Source organism: Flagellimonas marinaquae, assembly GCF_003992675.1.
Taxonomy (GTDB): domain Bacteria; phylum Bacteroidota; class Bacteroidia; order Flavobacteriales; family Flavobacteriaceae; genus Flagellimonas; species Flagellimonas marinaquae.
The window spans coordinates 249,749-273,076 of the sequence record NZ_RZMZ01000004.1 but is presented as its reverse complement, the minus strand read 5'-3'; the positions used below and the strand labels follow the sequence as shown (position 1 = coordinate 273,076).

The 23,328-nt window shown below is 44.3% G+C and carries 19 protein-coding genes; 3 read left to right on the top strand and 16 right to left on the bottom strand.

Translation table 11 applies throughout. From position 1 onward, the window contains the following. Positions 1-39: 39 nt before the first annotated feature. Together EO130_RS02470 and EO130_RS02465 are read right to left on the bottom strand one after the other, a co-directional pair. The gene (locus EO130_RS02470; RefSeq protein ID WP_127139936.1) at positions 40-1,302 is read right to left on the bottom strand and encodes a hypothetical protein; all 1,263 of its coding nucleotides are present in this window, start codon (positions 1,300-1,302) and stop codon (positions 40-42) included. A gap of 35 nt (positions 1,303-1,337) precedes the next feature. Then, positions 1,338-1,940, bottom strand: coding sequence for a YceI family protein (locus EO130_RS02465; RefSeq protein ID WP_127139935.1), 603 nt, complete (start codon positions 1,938-1,940; stop codon positions 1,338-1,340). 332 nt (positions 1,941-2,272) lie between these two features. Between EO130_RS02465 and ppdK the strand changes: the two genes are divergently transcribed. Then, the gene (gene ppdK, locus EO130_RS02460) at positions 2,273-4,993 is read left to right on the top strand and encodes a pyruvate, phosphate dikinase (RefSeq protein WP_127139934.1); all 2,721 of its coding nucleotides are present in this window, start codon (positions 2,273-2,275) and stop codon (positions 4,991-4,993) included. Between the two features lie 112 nt (positions 4,994-5,105). Then, on the top strand, positions 5,106-6,836 hold the full coding sequence (locus EO130_RS02455; RefSeq protein WP_127139933.1) for an alpha/beta hydrolase-fold protein: 1,731 nt from the start codon (positions 5,106-5,108) through the stop codon (positions 6,834-6,836). Between the two features lie 5 nt (positions 6,837-6,841). On the opposite strand, the gene EO130_RS02450 is transcribed toward EO130_RS02455, so the two are convergent. From EO130_RS02450 to EO130_RS02415, 8 genes are all read right to left on the bottom strand, one after another. After that, entirely contained in the window at positions 6,842-8,596 is a 1,755-nt protein-coding gene (locus EO130_RS02450) for a hypothetical protein (protein WP_127139932.1), read from the bottom strand. Then, positions 8,589-10,829, bottom strand: coding sequence for a tryptophan-rich sensory protein (locus EO130_RS02445; RefSeq protein WP_127139931.1), 2,241 nt, complete (start codon positions 10,827-10,829; stop codon positions 8,589-8,591). Before EO130_RS02445 ends, EO130_RS02450 begins: the two co-directional genes overlap by 8 nt. Further along, positions 10,826-12,103, bottom strand: coding sequence for a BatA domain-containing protein (locus EO130_RS02440; RefSeq protein ID WP_127139930.1), 1,278 nt, complete (start codon positions 12,101-12,103; stop codon positions 10,826-10,828). Before EO130_RS02440 ends, EO130_RS02445 begins: the two co-directional genes overlap by 4 nt. Beyond that, complete coding sequence (locus EO130_RS02435) at positions 12,104-13,003, bottom strand: DUF58 domain-containing protein (protein ID WP_127139929.1); 900 nt, start codon at positions 13,001-13,003, stop codon at positions 12,104-12,106. Continuing rightward, a complete protein-coding gene (locus EO130_RS02430) occupies positions 13,003-14,007 on the bottom strand; it encodes an AAA family ATPase (protein ID WP_127139928.1) in 1,005 nt (334 codons plus the stop codon). The genes EO130_RS02435 and EO130_RS02430 overlap by 1 nt, the downstream gene beginning before the upstream one ends. Before the next feature lie 10 nt (positions 14,008-14,017). After that, positions 14,018-14,638 (bottom strand): DUF4159 domain-containing protein, encoded by a 621-nt coding sequence (locus tag EO130_RS02425; protein WP_127140010.1) that lies wholly within the window; start codon positions 14,636-14,638, stop codon positions 14,018-14,020. Positions 14,639-14,728: 90 nt separating this feature from the next. After that, a complete protein-coding gene (locus EO130_RS02420) occupies positions 14,729-16,045 on the bottom strand; it encodes a TldD/PmbA family protein (RefSeq protein ID WP_127139927.1) in 1,317 nt (438 codons plus the stop codon). A gap of 27 nt (positions 16,046-16,072) precedes the next feature. Further along, positions 16,073-17,713, bottom strand: coding sequence for a TldD/PmbA family protein (locus EO130_RS02415; RefSeq protein ID WP_127139926.1), 1,641 nt, complete (start codon positions 17,711-17,713; stop codon positions 16,073-16,075). A gap of 342 nt (positions 17,714-18,055) precedes the next feature. On the opposite strand from EO130_RS02415, the gene cls reads away from it, so the two are divergent. Further along, positions 18,056-19,462, top strand: coding sequence for a cardiolipin synthase (cls, locus tag EO130_RS02410; protein ID WP_127139925.1), 1,407 nt, complete (start codon positions 18,056-18,058; stop codon positions 19,460-19,462). Here cls and EO130_RS02405 read toward each other — a convergent pair. The 6 genes from EO130_RS02405 to EO130_RS02380 form a co-directional block, all read right to left on the bottom strand. Further along, positions 19,457-20,464: a 2-hydroxyacid dehydrogenase gene (locus tag EO130_RS02405; protein WP_127139924.1), complete on the bottom strand. Its 1,008-nt coding sequence runs from the start codon at positions 20,462-20,464 to the stop codon at positions 19,457-19,459. The genes cls and EO130_RS02405 overlap by 6 nt on opposite strands. 17 nt (positions 20,465-20,481) lie before the next feature. Further along, entirely contained in the window at positions 20,482-20,925 is a 444-nt protein-coding gene (locus EO130_RS02400) for a hypothetical protein (protein ID WP_127139923.1), read from the bottom strand. Between the two features lie 51 nt (positions 20,926-20,976). Further along, a complete protein-coding gene (locus EO130_RS02395) occupies positions 20,977-21,417 on the bottom strand; it encodes an Hsp20/alpha crystallin family protein (protein WP_127139922.1) in 441 nt (146 codons plus the stop codon). A gap of 59 nt (positions 21,418-21,476) precedes the next feature. Then, positions 21,477-21,881, bottom strand: a complete 405-nt coding sequence (locus EO130_RS02390; RefSeq protein WP_127139921.1) for a hypothetical protein — start codon at positions 21,879-21,881, stop codon at positions 21,477-21,479. An 86-nt stretch (positions 21,882-21,967) separates the two neighbouring features. Further along, positions 21,968-22,396, bottom strand: coding sequence for a hypothetical protein (locus EO130_RS02385; protein ID WP_127139920.1), 429 nt, complete (start codon positions 22,394-22,396; stop codon positions 21,968-21,970). A gap of 108 nt (positions 22,397-22,504) precedes the next feature. Continuing rightward, positions 22,505-23,320: a universal stress protein gene (locus EO130_RS02380; protein ID WP_127139919.1), complete on the bottom strand. Its 816-nt coding sequence runs from the start codon at positions 23,318-23,320 to the stop codon at positions 22,505-22,507. Between the last annotated feature and the right edge of the window lie 8 nt (positions 23,321-23,328).

Below are 23,328 nucleotides of genomic sequence, written 5' to 3'. Positions count from 1 at the left end.
ATTTATTGTCCCAGGTCTTTTGACTATTTTCTAAGCTTCTTAGAAGCTGATTACCGCTTCCAATAAAAGTCCTTTAAACTGACCTTCGTTGAAGATGCTTGTAGTATCAAATCCATCGTACTGTTGGTTCACGTACTCTATTTTGGCCAAAATGTTCTTGGTCAAGAATACGCCACCACCTAATTGGAATCTGTCAATGGTAACTTCTGATCCAGATGGGTCGTCAGAGGTTACGGTATTGTAACGGGCACCCAAATAGTAGTTCTCGTTGTTTCCGAATCTGTAGATCAACTCTCCAGCCAATTGAGTGGCTTTTCTATCCTCGGTTTCCCCATTGCTTCTTCCTGAAGCAGTTTCAATGGTTCCAAAGAATTCCAATCCTTTGTATTTCACAAATGGGTTGATCATAAAGGCAGTAATCTCATTGTTGAATCCTGGGTTGTACCTACCTGATCTGAAGTTGCTGGTGGCAGATGCCTCTGTATCCTCCATCACCAAGTAGTATCTTGATCCTGCACGGTCTGCACTATATAGATAAACCCTTCCAGATTTGTTGGTGCTGTACATAGAACCAGTTAGTCTCAATCGCAAGTCTTCATTGATTTGTCCATCGTAACCCAATTTGGCGAGAATAGAAGCTCCAGTAGCATCTGGGTTGGTAACAGCTTGGTTCAATTTCCCGTTGGAAAGTCCGAACATCCCAATGAATCCATTCTTTCTAAAGTAAACTTCCCCACCAACTTCTGTGGTAAACGCATCCATGATCAAGTTTCCAACAAATGGGTTGTGCATGGCCTGCGCATTATCTGTCCTTCTAAAATGGGCATCACCATAGTTATTTTCCATGTGTCCCACTTTAACGGTAACGTACTTCATGGTATTCTCCAAGAATCCGGGGCTGATGAAATCCAAATTATCCACTTGCAAATACCCTCCCTTTACATAAGGTTCGGGGTGGTGACGCGAAGATAAATAGGTTCTTAGGTGCATACGTACACCTTTGGCCAAGGCCACGTCCAAATCCAGGTTGGCAGTCGCCAAGTTAAAGTTGTCCCCGATCTCGATTAGCGCAACGGCACCGGAGTTTTCATGGTTGATCGCTTGAAATTGCAATGTGGAAGATCCTCCAACACGTACTTTAATTCCATCAAAAGTGGAAACAGAATCCTTAGGGGCCTCAAATACATTGATACCTGTTTTGTCCGGGGAACGGAAGTTGTCGAGTTGACGATTTTGGGAAAATCCCGATAGGCTAACTAGGAAAGCAGCTGCCAATAGTCCAAATTTTGTGTATTTTTTCATGTTTGTAGATTTATTAGTTGAGTTTTAAGATTAAATTATTTCCAAACGGTATTGAAGTGAACCTCGATTTCATCTCCAGTGGTAATCGTTCCCAAAAGAGCTTTGGGAGGTTCAATGTTGTAATCGGTCATTTTCAGGGCCTTTTTACCTTCAAGCATCACCTTATCTCCATTAATGGTAAGATTAAATGGTAGATCAATGGTCTTGGTACTTCCCGAAATGGTCAGGTCACCTGTCGCTACTACCTTGTATTTATTGGATGTTGCCGTAACGGGCGAAATGCTTTTCACGCTTTTCATGTCAAACACAATTTGTTTGTGCGTTTTGGTATCCAAGGCCTTGTAGGTATTTTTGTCCATGGCCCCTTTGCCACTTTTAAGGCTTTCCGCTTCCACAACAAACCTTAAGGTTTTGATTTGGGGAAGCTCACCGGTTTTGTCCAGATTAATGGAACCTGACTTCTGTTCAGCCACTTCCTCCCAGTCATGCAGCGTAGACGTTCCTGTGACCAGCACCTCCCCCTCCGAATTATTGAGGGTGAAATCTTGGGCAGCAAGTGTTGCTGGTACAAGGGCAAACGATAGCCAAAAAATAACCGCTTTTAAAAGCGAAGGTCGATGTGTAATATGATATTGCATAGTTTTTGGTTTTTTGATGGGACAAAGATCTATTGCGAAACATTTCTAAAAGATGACATATGTCAGTTATTTCCTAAACAATTGATTTCAAAGGGATAAACAGGGAATATTTTTTTATTTTTTTGGTTTCACAATAATTTTTGATGGTATTTCTACCAGATTTGGATAAAATTTCTACGGAAATTTGCCGCATTTTTTATTTGGGCCCTTAAAGACCACATTTTCAAACCCTTCTTGGTCAAAATCCTGATTTATATCATATTCTGCGGATAGGTTAGCCAGTAATTTTACAGGAACTAATAGCATGTATCAATCTCTTAATAGATAAAAAGATGGAAACACTTACAGCAAATCAACTGAGCGTGTATTCCTTCGGCAACAAAAAAGCCGATGGCGGATGCGATATGAAGAACCTGCTCGGAGGCAAGGGAGCCAACCTGGCCGAAATGAGCCGAATAGGAATACCCGTTCCACCAGGCTTTACCATAACCACAGAGGTATGTACCCAATATAATGAGGAAGGAAAAGAAGCGGTGATCAAACGTATAGAACCCGAGGTAAGGGAAGCCATAACAAACATTGAGCAAACCATGGGCGCAACTTTTGGCGATGACGAGAATCCTTTGCTGATTTCCGTACGTTCCGGCGCTAGGGTCTCCATGCCCGGAATGATGGATACCGTGCTTAACCTCGGCCTAAATGATGAATCCATCAAAGGTGTCATTAAGATGACGGGCAACGAACGCTTTGCTTGGGACTCCTATCGTCGATTCATTCAAATGTACAGCAGCGTGGTCATGGGCCTCAAACCAGAATCCAAAGATGATTTAGACCCTTTTGAAGAAATCATAGACCATCTAAAAGATAAAAGAAGGATTGAACAGGATACCCAATTCACCGTACAAGATCTTCAGGATTTGGTGTACGACTTTAAGGACATTGTTAAAAAAAGAACCGGCAAACCCTTCCCTAGCAATCCTTGGGACCAATTGTGGGGAGCCATTTTGGCAGTTTTCGATAGCTGGAACGGGGACCGTGCGATATATTATCGTAAAATGAACGGTTATCCCGAAGATTGGGGTACCGCAGTAAATGTGCAGGCCATGGTATTCGGTAACATGGGCGAAGATTCCGGAACAGGGGTCTGCTTCACCAGAGATGCCGGCACTGGGGAGAACATGTTCAACGGAGAGTACCTCATCAATGCGCAAGGCGAAGATGTAGTGGCCGGTGTCCGTACACCACAGCAAATCACCTTACTTGGTTCCCAACGTTGGGCCAGACTTGCCCAAGTTGAGGAAGAGGAACGCAAGGAAAAATATCCCTCCTTGGAAGAATTGATGCCAGACATCTATAAGGAACTCTTTGAATATCAAAATAAACTGGAAACACATTACCAAGACATGCAGGATATGGAATTTACCATCCAACAGGGGAAACTATGGATCTTGCAGACCCGTAAGGGTAAACGAACCGGGGCAGCCATGGTAAAGATTGCCATGGATCTGCTCAAAGAGGGATTGATCGATGAAAAAACAGCGCTTATGCGCATAGAACCCAACAAGCTCAATGAACTGCTGCACCCTGTTTTTGATCCAGAGGCACTAGAAGAGGCCGATGTGATCGCACAAGGCCTTCCTGCTTCACCTGGAGCAGCCACTGGTCAAATCGTATTCTTTGCAGACGAAGCAAACAAGTTCAAAAACAGTATTCTTGTGCGTGTGGAAACCTCTCCCGAAGATGTGGAAGGGATGCATATCGCCAAAGGTATCGTTACCGCTCGCGGGGGCATGACCTCACACGCCGCTGTCGTGGCACGCGGAATGGGTAAATGTTGCGTTTCGGGAGCGGGTGCCCTAAAAATCAATTATAAGAATAGAACCCTAAAAGTGGGCGACCACGAATATCATGAAGGGGACTGGATTTCCATCAATGGTTCCACCGGTAATATTTTGGAAGGAAAGGTAGCCACCAAGGAGCCAGAACTTAGTGGAGAGTTCGCCGACTTAATGAACCTCTCCGATGTCTATGCTACCTTGGAGGTAAGGACCAATGCCGATACCCCTAAAGATGCATTGGTTGCCAGGAACTTTGGCGCCAAAGGCATTGGTTTGACCCGCACCGAGCATATGTTCTTTGAGGTAGACCGCATCAAGGCCATGCGTGAAATGATTTTGGCAGACACCGTTAAAGGGCGTAAACAAGCCTTGAAAGAACTGCTTCCCATGCAACGCAGCGATTTTGAAGGTATCTTTAGGGCCATGGAAGGCTATCCTGTAACCGTTCGATTATTAGATCCGCCCTTGCACGAGTTTGTACCCCATCAATTGGCTACCCAAAAAGAGCTGGCCGAAGATTTACATATTTCGCTATCAGCGGTAAAAAGCAAGGTGGCCGAGTTGGAGGAATTCAACCCCATGATGGGACACCGCGGTTGTAGGCTCGGTACCTCATATCCCGAAATCACCGAGATGCAGACCCAAGCCATCTTGGAAGCGGCACTTAAGGTGAAAAAAGATGGTATCATCGTAAAACCCGAGATTATGGTGCCATTGGTAGGCACGGTGGAAGAATTCAAGCAGCAAAAAGCCATAATTGATGCTACCGCCGAAGAGCTCTTTAAAAAACGTAAGGATTCTGTGGAATATTCCGTGGGGACCATGATGGAGACCCCAAGGGCTACTTTAATTGCCGATAAGATTGCCGAAGATGCGGATTTCTTCTCTTTTGGAACAAACGATCTTACCCAGATGACCTTTGGATATTCAAGGGACGATTCCGGAAAATTCCTCCCTATCTATCTTGAAAAAGGGATTTTAAAACATGACCCTTTTGAGGTTTTGGACCAAGAAGGAGTCGGACAATTAGTGGAAATGGGAACCCAGTTGGGACGTAAGACCAAATCCAATCTTAAAGTAGGCATCTGCGGCGAACATGGTGGCGAACCAAGTTCGGTTGCGTTCTGTCAAAAAGTGGGCATGAACTATGTGAGCTGTTCCCCGTTCAGGGTTCCCATTGCCCGGGTAGCTGCGGCACAAGCGGCCCTATCGTAAGCGCATTAACCAACCATTTTGTTTTGATCCCCGATGTTTAAAATTTTAAATGTCGGGGATTTTTTGTTTACGGTAGGAATGGACTATCTTAACTATTTAAAATCCAACCGTTATGACCAAGTTCACCTCATTTTTTTGCTGTTTTGTCTTATTGATGTTGTCCTGTAACCAGACAGAGACCTCGAAATTTGACATCTCCGTCACATTCAACGAAACCGTCAGTCCAAAAAACAAAGATGGGCGACTATTGCTCATGCTGTCAACCGATGATAGCAAGGAACCCCGATTTCAAATCAATGATGGATTGAACACCCAGCTCATTTTTGGAATGGATGTCGACAATATGGCCCCGGGAGCATCCATTTCTTTTGATGAATCCATTTTCGGATATCCTTACCCAAGTTTAAAGGAGGTTCCGCCGGGCGAATACAACGTTCAGGCTTTGCTCCATGTGTATGAAACTTTCAATCTGTCCACAGGCCATACGGTCAAGCTACCTATGGACAATGGCGAAGGGCAACATTGGAACACCTCTCCCGGCAATTTGTACAGTAAACAGTTCAAAATAACAGTGGGTGAAAACGGAATCGATAAGGTATCCGTTGTGATGGATCAAATCATACCTCCGATTCCAGAACCAGAGGATACCGAATGGATCAAGCATATAAAAATCAAATCGGAAAAACTGTCCGAATTCTATGGGAGGGACATGTATTTGGGAGCCCACGTATTGCTGCCAAAAGGGTTTGAAGAGCATCCCGAAGCCAAGTATCCGTTGATGGTCTTTCACGGACACTTTCCCAGTGATTTTGGAGGTTTCCGGACTACCCCTCCCGACCCCAATTTGGAACCTGAATATTCAGAACGGTTTGATTTGGAGGGTTACAACATCATTCAGCAACAAGAAGCCTATGATTTTTACAAAAGATGGAACGAACCGGATTTTCCACGATTCCTCATCATAGAAATTCAGCACCCTACCCCCTATTACGACGATTCGTATGCCGTTAATTCGGCCAGCCAAGGCCCCTATGGCGATGCAATCACTTACGAACTCATCCCTTATATCGAAAAAGAGTTTCAGGGCATGGGCGAGGGTTGGTCTCGTTTTCTCTATGGAGGCTCCACCGGTGGTTGGGAAGCCTTGGCCGTTCAGGTAAAATATCCTGATGAGTACAATGGCTGCTTTGCCGCCTGTCCCGACCCCATCGATTTTAGGGCCTATTGCCTGACCAATATCTATGAGGACGACAATGCCTATTATTACGATTCGGAACACAAGCAATTGGAAGTTCCCTCCCACAGAGATTATTTGGGCGATATCCAGTCTACCTTACGGCAAGGAAACCATCTGGAATTGGTTCTGGGCGATAAATCCAGATCAGGCCAACAATGGGATATTTGGGAAGCGACCTATTCCCCACAGGGCGATGATGGTTACCCAGTGCGTATTTGGGACAAAATGACGGGCGACATTGACCACGAGGTGGCCGAATACTGGAAAGAAAACTATGATCTGCGCCATATTCTGGAACGGGATTGGGACAAATTGGGCCCAAAGTTAAGGGGCAAAATCCATATATACTGCGGGGATATGGACAACTACTATCTGAACAATGCCGTGTATTTGATGGAAGACTTTTTGGAAAGCACTACAGAGCCGTACTACGATGGTGAAGTATTGTATGGCGATCGTGCCGAACATTGCTGGAACGGGGACCCGGAACTGCCCAACGCCATCAGCCGTTTACGCTACAATTCCATGTACGTGCCCAAAATCATGAAACGCATTGCCGAAAGTGCACCCAAGGGAGCCGATTTAACCAGTTGGAGGTATCGTTAAAATGACTATGGGAATAATTTAGGCTCCAACCATAACCACCCCAAACATAAGAGGAGCACAATATAGAACCATAAAAGGGATATGGGTTTCAAACTCCTATTGGTGGAGGTTGATGTATCACTAAAACCTTTGCCCCGGCCAAATTCACGTTGGTTGGCTTCCAAGGTGTGAGCCATGGAAACGGTTTTCCATTGATGTTTATCCAACACATAATAAGAAAAGGCAACCGTACTATCATTTGCCACCTTAAACTGGTTCCAACCCGACTTTTGGGGATATTGGGAGCCATGCCACTTCGTGGGAACTGTCAGGTTTTGCAGTAATGGGATGGGGGCACTACTCTCATTCACCAATTGGGGGTTTTCTTCAAGGGAACGCCATTCAAATTCATAAGGTTCGTCTACCCTTGGAATGGCGGTCAGAGCTTCAAAAGCCATCTTCGTTGCATCCGATTTGGCAATTCCATTAAGTATTTGGGTCCATATATTGGCGTATACCTCATCCTTACCATCCAACACCATTTGATACGTGTTTTGTAGCACTGTGGTCCCCATTTTCCCTTTTTCCATAGGAACGTAGGCCGCAATTACGGTAGAATCAACGCTGATGGGCTGTTGCCTGACATCAACTTCAAATTTATACGGATACGTAACCAGTGTTTCAACAGCTTGTCCCAAGGAGATTTCTGTCTGTCCATCACGTTCCAATGCCATTGGAAAACGGTTCTTAGACAAACGGAACAGACTTTCATTGGGCTGGACAAAAATGCCAAGCCCATTCAACCGTGAGGCTGCTTCGATAATTCCTTTGGATGTGCTGGAAAGACCTGTGTAGGTATCCGTGTCCATGATTAAAAGGTCGTATTTCTCGAGCTTTTCCAACGAAAATCCATAAACCGCTCCTGATGCTCCGTTAAAATATTCAAACTTGTATTTGCCCTTGGTGAGTTGGGTTCTGACCTGTAGCTCGTGACCGTTTTCCGCCAAAAAGTTTTTGAGATACTTTGTTTCGAAAGTTGGAAAGGTATTGACCATCAAAATTTTTAAGTACTCTCCTTTTTCAATTTTTACAGGCACAGGTTCCTCTAAAAGTATCGTGCCGGTGCTATCTTTTTCCAAAAGTTGATATACAAACGTTCCTCTCGCCTTTGGAGTGGCCGTTAATTGTACCACTTGCTCCTCTTCGTCTCCAAAAACAATAGAATCCAACGGGTTGCCCGTATTATCGGCCAAAATGGCCCAATGTCCTTGGGTTGGTTGGGCATATTGGGCAATCAATTGAAGGCTTTCACCAAGGGAAACGTTCGTCGTATGAGAGATTTTGGTCCATCCTGCTATGGGTTCTGCTCCCAAAAAAGCAACGGAGGCATCATCAAGCTGCCAAAGGTCGTAGGTCTCCAATCCCTGTCCCAACAAAAACAAAGAATCTGCTTGCTCCAACAGGGATAAAGTTTTTCCCTTAGTGTAGTTTTCCACTGGAATACGTTTGTACATAAATTTTAAACTGTCCAGTTGGGTCTTTCGATAACCTTCGGTCAATATAATGGCTTTGCCTTTGGTTTCTTCTTGAAAACGTGCAGGTTGCAATACAATCATTGTGAGGGAGACTATGGCCAATAGTGCCAACACCGATTTAATCCAAAAGCGTTTCTCCCTTCGTTGTTCCCATTCTTTCCAAACGAATACTGTCAACAACAATAGCGCGACCAGCACCTCTGGCCATAAGAGATTTTGGTTCAACAATTGCACTCCATCAATCATAAGCTTCCAATTCCTTTAGGTACAGTTGATTGATTTCATCCTGATATGTTGTTCTTTTGACCGGGTTATCCTCCACTTTGGGCAACACGGACAATAGATTTCGCTGCACTTCAATATAAGCTTCCTTGGTTCTGTCCGAAGCTTTCTGCAAATCCCGAAGCCCCTGCAGCACTTTAACAAATTTAAGGGGCTCGGCAATGGCTTTCTGGGCCAACTCATTTCCGGCATCCTCAAAGAGTGCGCTATCGGCGTCGTCAAATTGTTTTTCTCCTTGAATCAGAAGTTCCAAACGGTAAATAGCTTCACGGCTGGAAGCGAAGGACATTTGGTAATCGAACTCTTCCTCTTTATTCACGTTGGTGATTTCCTCAATATCACCACTTAGTCGGTTCTCCTCTTTGATAGGTGGAGGGTCAAAACCGATTCGGTGCACATAAATTCGGGCACTGTTCTTTATATCCTGGATAATTTCTAAGGCATCGTATTGGTACGGCAAGGATTTTTCCGGCTCGTACAATCTGAGATAAAGCTCCGCATCCCACATTATGGTCAAAGCATCCCGAAGTTTTGCTTTCAGGGATTTTGCAAAAAGTGTAGACGCTTCCGGGTCACCATGATCGTGTACGTATTCATGCAAAGGATCCTCCTTCTCTTCCTCTGTACCATGGTCGTGATCGTCTTCAACTACCAAGTTGTGCTCGTTATCGCTATCATGTTTATGACTGTATTCATCCAGCAAGTCTTCTTCCCCACCCTCGTGATCGTGATCATGATCATGGTCAGCCTCACCAGCTTCGGGCGATACTTGTCCGGGAGCGGATTGCATTTCGGTCTCATCGCCCATAAACTGTCCGTACTTGAGACGTAGTTGTTTTTGATCAAAACCGAGTTCGTTGCTCCTGAACTTGAAATCTTTTTCGGAAATGGTCCCACGTTCGGCAATCAGTTTTTCAGTATCAATAATCAGTTGCCGCTGACTTCTGAAGTAATCGGGCATCAGGTCCACTCCCAAATTGCCCTCTACCGCAAACATATCGGTAACCGTGTCCCGAATCACGGCGAAATAGGTTTCACTTCGGGCCACATTGGGCGTTGGTGTTTTTTGGTCGAGCGCCTCCACATAAAAATAAAGCTCATCCCCAGGGTCCATTTTAAGAGCGTCCAAATCCAGTTGTTGTTGCAATTCCAAACGCTTGCTTCCCTTGGAGATGCTTTTATCAAAGCGAACCGACTCCTCCCTGAATTTTACAGACTCTCCGGAACCCTTGCTTACCGTTGCGATGATGTAGGCATCCTCAATACCAAAGTCATCCGAAATAGTGGCATTGAAGCTCAATTGTTTAGCTTCCCCAAACTCAAAATAACTGTAATTATCCAAGCCCTCCAATTGAACCAAAGGCGGCTCGTCGTTGACCATTTCCATGGAATACAAATCACTGACATACTCGTTGCCTTCGCCATCGGTAAACGTAAAACTATAGAAGCCCGAAGTTTCCAAATCCTTGGTCAATCGGTATTGGTCTTGAACCTTTACAAAATCAAAATGCTCGCCCATCAACTCCATTTGAACCTTTTGGACTTCACCATCAAACGCGAGATGCCAAGTAATTCTGGAGCCTTGTACTGCTTTGATGTTGGGCAACGAAGTCTGCAAGGTTGGTTTTTGGGTATAGGATGGGTATTGAACGGTCACTTTCGTATCGGTGAGCTCAGGGATTTTGATGGTGGATGACAAACTATCCTTCGGAGCGAAAATAATTGCGTCCTTATTGGCCGAACCATCACTCGGAAATGGGTTTAAGGAAGTCAACATATAATTCGCCATCAGTCCGATAAATATCAATCCAAACATCACCAATGCCGCCCTGAACATTTTTTGAGGTGGCCGTGTCTTGGGCAAAATAGGTTCCAACTGGGTTGCAACTCTGTATTGCTGCAATTTGGAGAGATTGGAAAGCTCGTGGGCAGGCACCAATAAAAGTCCACTGCTATATCCAGCCTGTGGCAAATGGGCATCAATATAATTGACTGCCCTTGTTTCGCTCACCCTCCAAGGTCGTGTCATCCAAACAGATATGCCCAAAGCTCCAAAGAACCCAAGAATACCATATCCAATATTGTGGGTCAAGAGGTATATCAAACCGCCAAAGCCAACGGCATATAAGGCTGCTTCAACATACAAAAATTGTTGCCAACGCTTCTGAAACTGTTTTATGGGCTTTGCTCCGTTCACTGTTTTCTATACTTTGATATCAATCGTTCCACAAGCATCAATCCGGCTACCAGACCAAATACCCAAAGTGAAACATCTACTAAAGTAGCGCGTTCCCTTTTTCGTTTGGGTGCCACATAATTGGGTTTTAGAGTAGCCTCATCAATTTGTCGCCTATCCATATCTTTCACCAAGGTTTTGGTTTCTTTATCCACATCCAAGATACCCAACAATTGTTCGGTGAACCTTTGTTCCACCGTATTCTTTGGATTTAAACGGGAGGTCAAATGGAAGATGTTTGGTGTAGGACCGGGCTCAATCAATTGTTTGGCCAGCACGTTTGGTTTCATGAGCAACCATTTTCCATCGCTAGGTTTGAAGGGCTCCTCGCTGAACCATATCTGTAAATCGGCACGTTCATTGGGGCGTTCCTCCTTAACTTGAACTTGGATAGGCTGTCGCAAATAGACGGACAATGCACGAAAAGAGGCTTCCACGTACTGACCTTCCCTTTCAAAGCCCTCATCAAAGTACAAATTGATTTGAAGGGTGTCGTTTGTTCGTAAGGGTACGGTTGTGGTCGATTCTTCACCGAGCATCAAACTGTCCCTTGCCGTGGTAATTTGGTATCCGTCCTCAATGATTTCCCTTTTGATTTGGGTTCCTCCACCATGACTGGAAACAGTAACAAGTTGAACTGCATCTGCATTTTTGAAGGCCATTACAGGTCGCTCTTGGGTTTCTTCGCCTTCGGTCACCACCCAATGGATTTTCTTTTGCGTGTTTGGTCGTTTGGATTTGATGCCCTTTACCAATGCCTTTGTGAATATGACTATACTATCCGATTGCAACGAATCCAATCGTTGTGCCAATTGCCAATAGGCGGGAGTCTCCTGTTCCGAGCGATAATCCGTGTCCAAATCCCATTCTGGAAACCCTTTCTTGAACAACCGGACAGAGGCATCTTCCTGCAAACTATCCAAAATGGCGGTCAAAATGGGCTCATTGGCCAGCGAAGGTTCCACCAAATAGGTGATTTCCTTTTGATTGCCTTTGGTGCGCCATTGTGGACCTGCCATCAATAGCACGATAAGAGCCAAAATCAGCATTCGTAACAGCATGAGCAACCATTCGTTCAATTGAACGCTGCTGGATTGTCTTGAATCGGATTCGTCCAAAAGCTGTATGCTCCCAATTTTGACGGTATTTGCTTCTTTTTTGCTCCACAAATGAATGGCCAAGGGAACCAAAAGTCCCAAAAGTGCCCAGAGATATGTTGGATTCGCAAAAACCATTTACACCAATCGAATTCGTTCCTTTAAAAATAATTGCAGGGCATCGGCCAAATCATTATCCATCCGAAACAGGTGATAATGGACTCCCTGTGAAAGCAATTGCTCCTTGGTTTGCCCTATTTTGTTTTCCAGGGCTTTCAAATATCCCATTTTGGCTTTTTTGACATCTACCTTGACCTTGGTTCCGGTTTCCAAATCCTCGAAAGTGACGGATTTTTTGTAATCGAAATCCATTTCACTACCCGTCATAATCTGAATCACCACAACCTCGTTATGTGCTGTTTTAAGGTTTTTGACAAAATCAGAGAGCTCGGAAACATCCTCATACATATCAGTCAGGAAGAAAACAAGTTCTTTTTCGCCCCGATTATGGATTTTTCTTGAGGCAATCGAAAATTGCGGCCATTTTCCTTTGGTTGAAATCTTCAACAGTTCCAACAATAATCTGTTAAAGTGTTTCCTGTCTGCCTTAGGATAAATGCTTATAAAATCATCTTCGTTAAGGGCAAAAAGTCCCACGGAATCACCTTGCTTTTGTGCCAAATGTGAAAGACAGGCAATCATGACGCGCGCAAATTCCAGTTTGGAAATGCCGTTTTCCTCGTGTGCCATGGAATCACTTGCATCCACGATAAACTTCACCGTTACATGGCTATCCACTTCGGATTGTTTGATGTAGTACCGACCCGACCGCGCCAACATTTTCCAGTCAAGCAACCGTAAATCATCACCAGGTTCGTAACCCCGATATTGACTGAACTCCATCCCGGGACCCACACTCTTGCTGCGGTGCAAACCAGAGGTAAAGCCTTCCACCACAATACGCGAAATCAAGCTTAGGCCCGATACCGTATTGATGACATCCGGTTTCAAAAGGTCGTGGTAGTCCCTTGTTGCCATTAGTTATCCTTTACTTGGATGGTCTTGAGTATTTCCTGGGTCACCGTGTCTGAGGTGATGCCTTCTGCTTCTGCCCTAAAATTGACCAATACCCGGTGTCGTAATACGGGCAAAGCAACCGTTTGTAGGTCATCCAGAGTGACGGCCAATTTGCCGTTTAGGAGTGCATTTGCCTTAGCGGTCAAGATCATGGCCTGACCTGCCCGTGGACCTGCGCCCCAGTCGACCCATTTTTTTACGTAGTCGACTGATGTGGTATCTGGCCTTGTGGCCCGTATCACACCACTTACGTATTGGATAAGGCCATCGCTAATGGACACTTCACGCACCAATTGTTGCAGTCGGATAATGTCTTCTCCAGACAACACCTTGTTCAACTGCGCCTTTTTGGTCCCGGTCGTTGCTTTTAAAATCTCAGTTTCTTCCTCATCGGTAGGGTATCCAATCTTGATGTACAGTAGAAACCTATCCTGTTGGGCCTCTGGCAATACAAAGGTTCCTGATTGTTCTATGGGGTTTTGGGTAGCCAAAATGAAAAAAGGTCTATCCAATTTATAGGTTTTGTCTCCATAGGTCACTTCGAACTCCTGCATGGCCTCCAATAGGGCTGCCTGTGTCTTGGGAGGTGTTCGGTTGATCTCATCCGCCAAAATGATGTTGGAAAAAATAGGCCCCTTGTTAAACTTGAAGAATTTCTTGCCCGTACTATGGTCTTCTTCGAGTATCTCGGTCCCAATGATATCGGACGGCATCAGGTCGGGGGTGAACTGAATCCGTTTGAATTTAAGGTCAATCGCATCCGACAGGGTCCGTATCATCAAGGTTTTTGCCAATCCAGGAACACCTTCGAGCAGGGCATGGCCACCTGCCAAAAATGTAATCAGCAGTTGCGAAACGGTCTCTTCATGACCAATGATTACCTTGCCTATCTCCTGCTTCAGGGCCAATAATTTTTCGGAAAGCCCTTCCACTTCGCTTGCAATTTGTTGTAGTTCTTTATCCAAATCAATAGTGTTAAGAGGTTAATGCGTACATCACGATGTTCACCCCAAAACGGGTGTTGTCGATTTTGTACCATCGCTTGTTTCTAAAATCGTAATCCCATTCACATCCATAATCTTTGTTGCTGTAGAGCACACCAATACGTCCGTTGATGATGATGGCCTTGAGATATTCGTGTACCAAATCATCTCCCCACCCATTGAGTTCTTGGGAGGTGGTTGGAGGACCATTCTCAAAAGGAAAGAAAATCGTGTAGATTTCATGGTCGTTGGGAATCTTTTTCAATTCACCCGGCCCAAAGATCTCTTCCATCTGGCGTTCAAAGGATTTAGCGAAAAGACCATCAATATCGTGGTTGCAATCATCAGCAAAGACAAAACCGCCATTACGGACATACTTTTCAAAATTTTCCCGTTCTTTTTTGGTAAACTGTACCAGTTTATGGCCAGAGATATAACAAAATGGGCTTTTAAAGATATCTTCACTGGCCAACGGGATGATTTTTTCCTGCGTATCCACCTTAAGTGTGGTGTATTCTACCAAGGAATTCAGCAAATTGGAGGGCATACGTTGGTCAACATCCCAATCCCCTGATTCGTACTGCAATCGTGTAAAGAAGAATTCGTTATCCAATGCCATTTGGGCCGTAGGCTAAAATTTTTGCCAAAATAAAAACTGGCGGTCGATACTAGGCCGACCACCAGTTTATTGTGCTTGTTATGCTTATACCGCGTCGGAAAGACTGGTGAACGTAAAGTCACGAATCTTCATATAAGGTATTAAGTTTCCGTTGACACGGACCTGCTGTCCGAGCGATTCCAAATTGTTCAACATAATGATCGGACTCTCGTTGAACCTGAAGTTTTTCACAGGGAACTTGATCTGTCCATTTTCAATGTAGAACGTTCCATCCCTAGTCAAACCGGTGTAGAGCAAGGTTTGTGGATCCACACTTCGGATATACCAAAAGCGCGTCACCAAGATACCTTTTTTGGTTCCTTTAATCATGTCTTCCAAACTTTCGTCGCCGCCTTCCATAATCGCATTGCTTGGGAAGGGCACGGGCTCAACACCCTTTTGCTCTGCCCAGTAACGATCATAGGCCAAGTTTTTGACCACGCCGTTTTCAATCCAACTGGTTTTCTTCAGGGGCTGTCCTGCTCCGTTCCAAGTGGAGGTAGGCACATCGGGATGTAAGGGATCGGACCAAAGATTCACTCTTTCGTCCACTATCTTCTGTCCCAATTTATTACCACCATCCTTGGCGGACATAAAGCTTCTTCCTTCATCGGCCGACCTTGCATTGAACGAACCGAACATATTGCGTAAGAGATCTGCTGATGCCGCCGGTTCCAAGATTACGGTATACTTACCGGGCTCTATGGCACGGGCCTCTCTGGACATCACTGCTTTGTCTATTGCTATTTTTGATGCTTCGGAAGCGTCAAACTTATCAATATCGTTATAGTCGCGTGTTACCCAACCAGAACCTGTTCCATCGTTGGTACGCATGGTAACAGTGAAATCCACATTGGTGGATTGATTGTAGGCAAACAGTCCATTGGAATTGATCATAGCCGAAAATTGGGCCGAATCATCCAAGAAGCCCGCAGCCGTTACGTCTTTTGCAGCGGCGGGAACTATACTACTACTGGCCACCTCAGCTCGGTACTCGGGAGTGATGTTGGCCGTCGATTCCTTGTACGTGATGGCCTCATCGTATGTTTGGGGTCCCAATGGTGGCATAAATTCAGGGTTCTCGGGCGATAGTTGCGCTAGTTCCTCTGCTCTTCTAACCACCTTTTCCAAGGATGCATCATCAAATTCATCGATGGTCGCTGTTCCTACCTTTTTGCCAAAGCTGGATTGCACCACCAAGCTTTGATTGGATTGATATCCTGCCGTGGATACGGTATTACGCGCATAACGGATATTACCGCTATTCCTTCCACTCAGGTTTATTTCGCAGGCATCGGCCTTGGAAAAGCTCAACGCCTTTTCCAAAATCTTTCTTGCTTCTTCTCTTGTATATATAGCCATTGTCTTAGTATTAAATTTGAATAAACCTTAAATGGTCCTACCTGTGTTGATTACATTGATTCCGTTGAACCTTGAAGTGGAACTACCGTGGGATACGGCACTTACCTGGGAGGGTTGCCCCTTACCGTCGAAGAAGGAACCAAACATTCTATAGTCGTCCTTATCACAGATTTTTGCACAGGAATTCCAAAACTCCTGGGTATTGGATTGGTAGGCCACATCTTCCAACATTCCGGCTATCTCTCCATTTTTGATTTCGTAAAACAAGGTTCCTCCAAACTGGAAGTTATACCGCTGCTGATCAATGGAGTACGATCCACGGCCCAAGATGTAAATTCCTTTGTCTACATCCTTGATCATGTCCTGTAGGGAGTACTTTTCGGTACCGGGTTCCAAGGAAACATTGGGCATACGCTGGAACTGCACATCTTCCCAACTTTGGGCGTAGCAGCAACCATGTGATTCGTTTTGGTCGATCATGTGGACTTGGTCACGGATGGCTTGGTAGTTCACCAACGTACCATTACGAATCAAATCCCATTTTCTGGTCTTCACGCCTTCGTCATCATAACCTACGGCACCCAAAGATCCTACTTGGGTCTTATCGGCCACGATGTTTACGATATCACTACCATATTTAAAGTCTTTGGATTCCCATTTGTCCAAGGTGGCAAAACTGGTGCCCGCATAATTCGCTTCGTATCCAAGCACACGGTCGAGTTCCAATGGGTGACCTACTGATTCGTGAATGGTCAAACCAAGGTGATTAGGTTCCAACACCAAATCGTATTTACCAGCTTCCACCGATTTTGCGGAAAGTTTTTGCTTGGCCTGTTGTGCAGCCATGGTAGCATCTTCTACGATATCGTAGCTTCTGTTGTAAAGTTTGATGCCTTCTGGACCGGACAATTTTTCGGATTCCAGACCATCCATATATTCATATCCCATTCCCATAGGGGCACTCAAGGCCTGTCGGCTCTTGAATTTACCAGCCTGTCGGTCAATAGCCGTTACGTTAAAGGTTGGCCAGATACGGTGTACGTCCTGGTCAATATAGGATCCATCGGTGGAGGCAAAATATTTTTGCTCGTTCACCATAAAGAGGGCTGAATTCACAAAGTTGGCGCCATTTTCCATCGCAGCGGCGTTGGCACTTAGCAACAAATCCACTTTTTCGGAAATCGGCACTTCTTTAAAGTCTTTTTGGATAGGCGTTTTCCAAGACACTTCGCCATGTCCTTGCACTGGTGCCAAAACAACAGGTTCCTTTTGGATTTTTGAATTGGCCTTGGCAATCGCTACAGCCTGTTGGGTCGCATTTTTAATGCCGTCCTCTGTCACATCATTGGTAGAGGAAAAACCCCAAGTACCATTGGCAATCACACGGATTCCAATTCCGAAGGATTCGGTATTCACCACGTTCTGTACTTTGTCCTCCCTAGTGAAGACGTATTGGTTCAGGTATCTTCCAATCCTTGCATCGGCATAGGTGGCTCCCATGGACTTTGCCGTATTGAGCGCAACATCGGCCATTTTCTTTTTGAGTACGGTATCCATCCCTGGTTCGAGCAGTGCTTCCGCGGGAATATTGTTTCCCATAAGAAGCGAGGGCATCATCATGGCCCCTGCACCCATACCAGCGTACTGTACAAAATCTCTTCGTTTCATATGTTAGTTATTTGATTTACTCTGAGTTGATAAAAGGTAGGTATGTATGTAATATAATTCATTCAAATACGTGGGTCTTAAAATTAAGGAGTGCTTTTGTAGCTTTATGTTAATTTTAACCTAAAATCCAAAAGGCAGTACCCTTTTTAACTCCCGTGAGTTGCTGGACTACATTTTTTGGTATCCTTTTTTTGAGATTTGTTACACTTCCTTCCTGAATTTTGGGAACAACACTGATGAATCTAGGGTATTTTAACAGTATTCGTATTTGCCAGAACTATTTTAATGGCAAAATACTTTTACTAACTTGTCATTATATTTCAAACTGCTCAATACCATCGGATGCTTATTCCCATTCTTATTGGCCTTTATATATTGATTGCCTTGGTCATGGTGGTAAGCTTACTGTTGAACGGGGTCAGACCCAGTAAGACCTTAGCTTGGTTACTTGCCATCTTTACCATTCCAGTGGCAGGGGTACTTCTCTACATTCTGTTTGGTCGAAACAGAAGAAAAAGCAAAATGTTCTCCCTAAAAAATGAGTTTGGTCCCCTAAGGCAGCCAGAAGGAATCCAATGTGAGCCAAAACTGTCCATCAACAAGCAAAAAATCATTTCTTTGATCACAAAAACGGCCAAATGCCCCGTTACCTGCCATAACGAATTGGAGCTTTTAAAGGATGGACAGCATACGTTTGAACGTATTTTTCATGCCCTTGAAGAAGCTCAAGATCACATCCATTTACAGTACTACATTTTTGAGGACGGACTACTGGCAGACAGGCTTTTGGACGTATTTGAACGTAAAGTGGCCGAAAACGTTACGGTTCGTTTACTGTACGATGGTATCGGGAGTTATTCGTTGAGCAAAAAATACCTGAAAAAATTAAAGGAAATCGGCGTGGAAACAGCCCAGTTCCTCCCGTTTAAATTCGGTAGGTTCTTGGCTTCCCTGAATTATCGGAACCATCGAAAAATTATCATTATTGATAACCAAATCGGCTTTACAGGAGGTATCAACATTTCCGATAAATACCTAAAGGGCGACCCCGCCTTGGGCAAATGGCACGATACCCATTTGAAAATTGAGGGCGAGGCGGTCGATTTTTTAAATCGATTGTTTGTGACCGACTGGTTCCTTGCCAGCGAGAAAAAAGTGGACGTCTCCACATTCAAAATTCATAAAACCTTGGAGCGAGATACCTCCCTTCAGATCGTGCCCAGCGGTCCGGATGATGATTTTGATGTAATGGAACAGGTATACTTTTCCATCATCAACAGTGCGGAGAAGTATCTTTACATCGTTAACACATACATCATTCCCAACCATGCTATCCTACAGGCCTTAATGACAGCTGCCCTCAGTGGTGTGGATGTTCGGATATTGATGTCGACCAGTACCGATATCAAATTGGTGGACTGGTGCGTAAGGGCCTATTTTGAATCGTATTTAAAAGCTGGAATCAAAATTTATCTTTATGCGGATGGCTTTCTGCACAGCAAGGTGATGCTATGTGATGATGAGATTGCAAGTATTGGGACGGCCAATTTAGACAACAGGAGCCTGCAACAAAATTATGAAGCACAGGTATTTGTGTACGATTCACCACTTTGCCAACAAATGAAGTCGGACTTTTTACAGGATTGTGAACGGTCCTTACTCTTAGATGACTACGAAGCACATAAAAATAGACCGTGGATCAAAAAATTGATAGAGGGCTTTGCCAAACTCTTGAGCCCACTGTTATAACATTACGGTTTCAAAACCCAACTCGTTTGTGTTTGTTTTCCCCTCTTCCCAACAATCCAAGTTATGGATGGTAGTCTCGGCGATGCGGACCAAGGCCTCTTTGGTGGCAAATGCTTGGTGCGGGGTCAGCAGCACGTTGGGTAATGCAATCAGTTCCTTGAGCAGCTCATCGGTGATGCCATTTTTGCTATGGTCCTTGAAGAAAATTCCCCTTTCGTGCTCGTATACATCGGTAGCATAGCCGCCAAGCTTCCCATTTTTGAGGGCGTCCAGCACATCCTCTGTTTTAACGATTCCTCCGCGAGCTGTATTGATCAGTATGGCACCCGGTTTCATGGCCATGAGAAGCGTTTTATTAAAAATATGATGGGTATTGTAATTTAGCGGTGTATTAATGCTCACGATATCCGACTTCCTACAGAGTTCTTCCAAAGGAAGGTATTGCACCCCGTAATGATTTTCCAGGTAGGGATTGCGCTCAAGGTCATGGGCTACTATGTTGCATCCAAAGGCATGAAATATCCCAACCAAAATGGAACCGATTCGACCCGTTCCGAATATTCCAACGGTCTTTCCATTTAAATCTGAACCTACTAGATTGTCCAAGGAAAAATTATAGTTTTTTACCTGATTATGGGCCAGAACCAACTTACGGTCCAGGGCCAGCAAAAGTCCCACGGCATGCTCGGCAATGGCATGGGGTGAGTACTCTGGTGCATAGGCTACCTTCAGCCCAATACGTTTGGCCGATTTAACGCTAACGTTGTTGTATCCCGTAGATCGCAAAGTGATGTACTTGACACCAAGGTCTTGGAGAATTTCCAGCACTACCAAGCTTGCATCGTCGTTGGAGAAGATACAAACAGCATCGTGCCCCGCAGCCATAACCGCCGTTGTGGAGTCCAAGGCTTCCGGGACAAACTTTATTTTATGCTTTCCATTATTTGCTTTCTCCAAGTTTTTTACTTCAAAATCCTTGGCACTATACACCAGTACTTTCATTGTTTATGGGCTATGTGTTAATTCAACAATCTTTTTTGCCTTCTACGTTTCATCACTTTGGACACAATGTCGAACATCTTGTTTTTCGCATCGCGGTACCGTACAAAATAATCCGATATCTCCTTGGCAAGATCGTTATGTGTGTCAAGATAAGCGGCTTCCATTTTCTCTTGGTTTACCTCATCCACCATTATTTGGAGCTGGTTTTCGTGAAGCTGCACCTTTTTGAACAGTTCCACCAAATCTTTTTCGCATTTGTTCAAGGCATCCACAACAGGTTGTATGGCCTTGAACATATCGGAATCGATAATGTCCAAGGTATAATCCTTCACCATATTGTTCAAGAATTTTTGTTCGTCCCGGGCAAATTTCAACTCGGAACACCATTGTCTGGTCTCCTCGTGCAGCTCATCTGCACTGAACCATTCCCGGTATCTACGTTTGTTTGACTTTGTTTCCATCACTGAATTGGATTTTGCGGCAGATGGATACCATCTGCCGCTGGTTTTTGGCTATGCCACTTCAATCACCTTTTTTTGATTGTTCTTCGATGCTTCCATTTTATGGATGTTAAGGGTAAGGATACCATTTTGGTAAACGGCCTTAATATCCTTGGAGCGATCTACGGTGGGTGGCAATTGTAAACTTCTGGTAAATGCATTGTAGTTGAATTCCCTTCGGGTAAAGTTTTCTTCCTCTTCGGTCTTCTCTTTACGCTTTTGGGCCGATACTTCCAATACATCATCTTTCATGGTGATTTTGAAATCCTTCTTTTCAAATCCCGGTGCGGCAAACTCAATTTCAAAATCATCTTTGTGTTCCTTGATGTTCATGGATGGATGGGTTTTCTCCAAATTGAAAAAATCATCATCCACAAAGGCATCCCGACTGAAGAAATCAATCAGTCTTTCGTTCCATGGAAATCGCTTTCCGTCCAATTTTACCAATGACATAACTAGTTGATTTTACAGATTAAATAAGTGCTTAACTCTCCGATATGGCCAGCGCCACATCAGTACAAGGGCTTCTTTTTCTTCAGTATGGCCCCGGCATAATCGTACACCTCTTTTTTTAGATTGATGTAGGTCTCAATATACCGTTCCACACTGTTTTTGAGGTTCAAGTGCTTTTCGTAGTAGTGGCCGTCGCATTCTTCTTGTGTGCATTCAAAAATGCCGCCAAGGCCATTTTCATGGTTTTTGATGAACTCCGATAGCGAACATCGCTCCACTTTGGAGCTATCGAAATGCCGTTTGAACTTTTCCAAACGTTCGAACAATTTGGGAGTCTTCGGTTCGAAAACATAGGAATCCAGCAGCCTTTGGATAAAGGCCATTTCATCCGCTATAAACTGAAGATAGGATTTCCAAGTCTGTAGCTCCCCGTGCATTACCGCTATTTGTCGCTCCCTTTTCATGGCTTAGACATTTACATGAAATTTGGATTGAATGTAGCTCAAAGAATCCGACGGTAAAATGATCTAAATCATATTGGCTGGATATTTTAATCGCCTTCTGGATAGCGATCATCTATGCCGAAAGTGCGTTTTACCAGCGCCTTGAACTGATTATCGGTCATACTGTCTACAGTTTCCGTGAGTTTGATTTTGCTCGCCAGAGCAGAGTGTCTCGTCTTTAAGGCATCCGTGAACTTATCGGGCGTTTCGGCGGGTCCAAATATGGCCAGCTCATCGGCATCGGAAACTTTTTTGGCAAGTGTATCAAAATACCGCTTTAGCTGATGCTTTTCCCTCTCCAAATATTTACTGTCCTGCACCACGTCCTGTGGGCCCCATTTGGTCTTTGATCTTGCTCCTCCTTTGGGATTGAAGAAATCCAGTTCCGAGGGAACGTCAAATGTTTTTTCCTTCCCTTTGTTCAATACGATAACTTTAGCTTCTTGCTTGTCCAGCCAAATTCCTATTTGCTTCATAATATCATCCATTTTCAATTGTCATTTTCTTTCAGATGGCACCTTAGCTAGCCATCTTTTTCATATCAAAAAAATAAGGAAACCCAATAAGCGATGCCATGATTTTCGTCAGTCGGGACTATTGGGCAGTATCAAAAAGGGAATCTTTAATTTTGCATTGAGCTCCTTTATGATTCCTTTTCCTATAAATTCCAAAAAGAAATGATGGGGGTAGTACACCATACAGAGCATATCTATGCTCCATAGGTCCACAAATTCCAATATGGTATTGACCTTGCCCTCAAACACGGGGAGTTTGACCTCTTTCGAGGCACTTTCTGAAATTGCTTCCAAAAAATCGGCCCTATTCTGTTTGGTGCCAGCTTTCCCATTTTTGTCTTCAATACTCATGGGTACTATGGTACTTTCCATCAAACCACTGAAAAATTGAAGTGCCTTGACATTTTGACCAGCAATCGGATGGGCATAATTTGATGTAAAGGCTATCTTGCCCACTTGTTTAAAATCGATTTCCAAGGGTATGATCAATATCGGGCATTGGGTAATCTCGCGTACCAATTGCATGGCGTTGTTCCCAAAAAGAATATCTCTTACCTCATCCTTGGCTTTGTTGCCAATTACAGTGAGGTCCATGTTGTTTTCCTTCGCATAATCAGCTATACCTTTGGCCATATCGGAGCATAAGGAAACCTTTTTCCAGGAATGCTTATTGTTTTTCCCCACATCACGAACCAGTCGATGCTGTAGGGCATCCAAGTTTTTGGCAGACTCCAATTTTACCCTTTCCATATCGGAACTTCCATCATCACCACAAACGTGTACCAGATGAAACTCGATTGAAATTTCGGAAAACAGGCGTGCTGCGTAAAAAATCGCATTATAGGAATTGTTGGAAAAATCGGTGGGTGCTAAAATGTGTAACATGGCTTTGG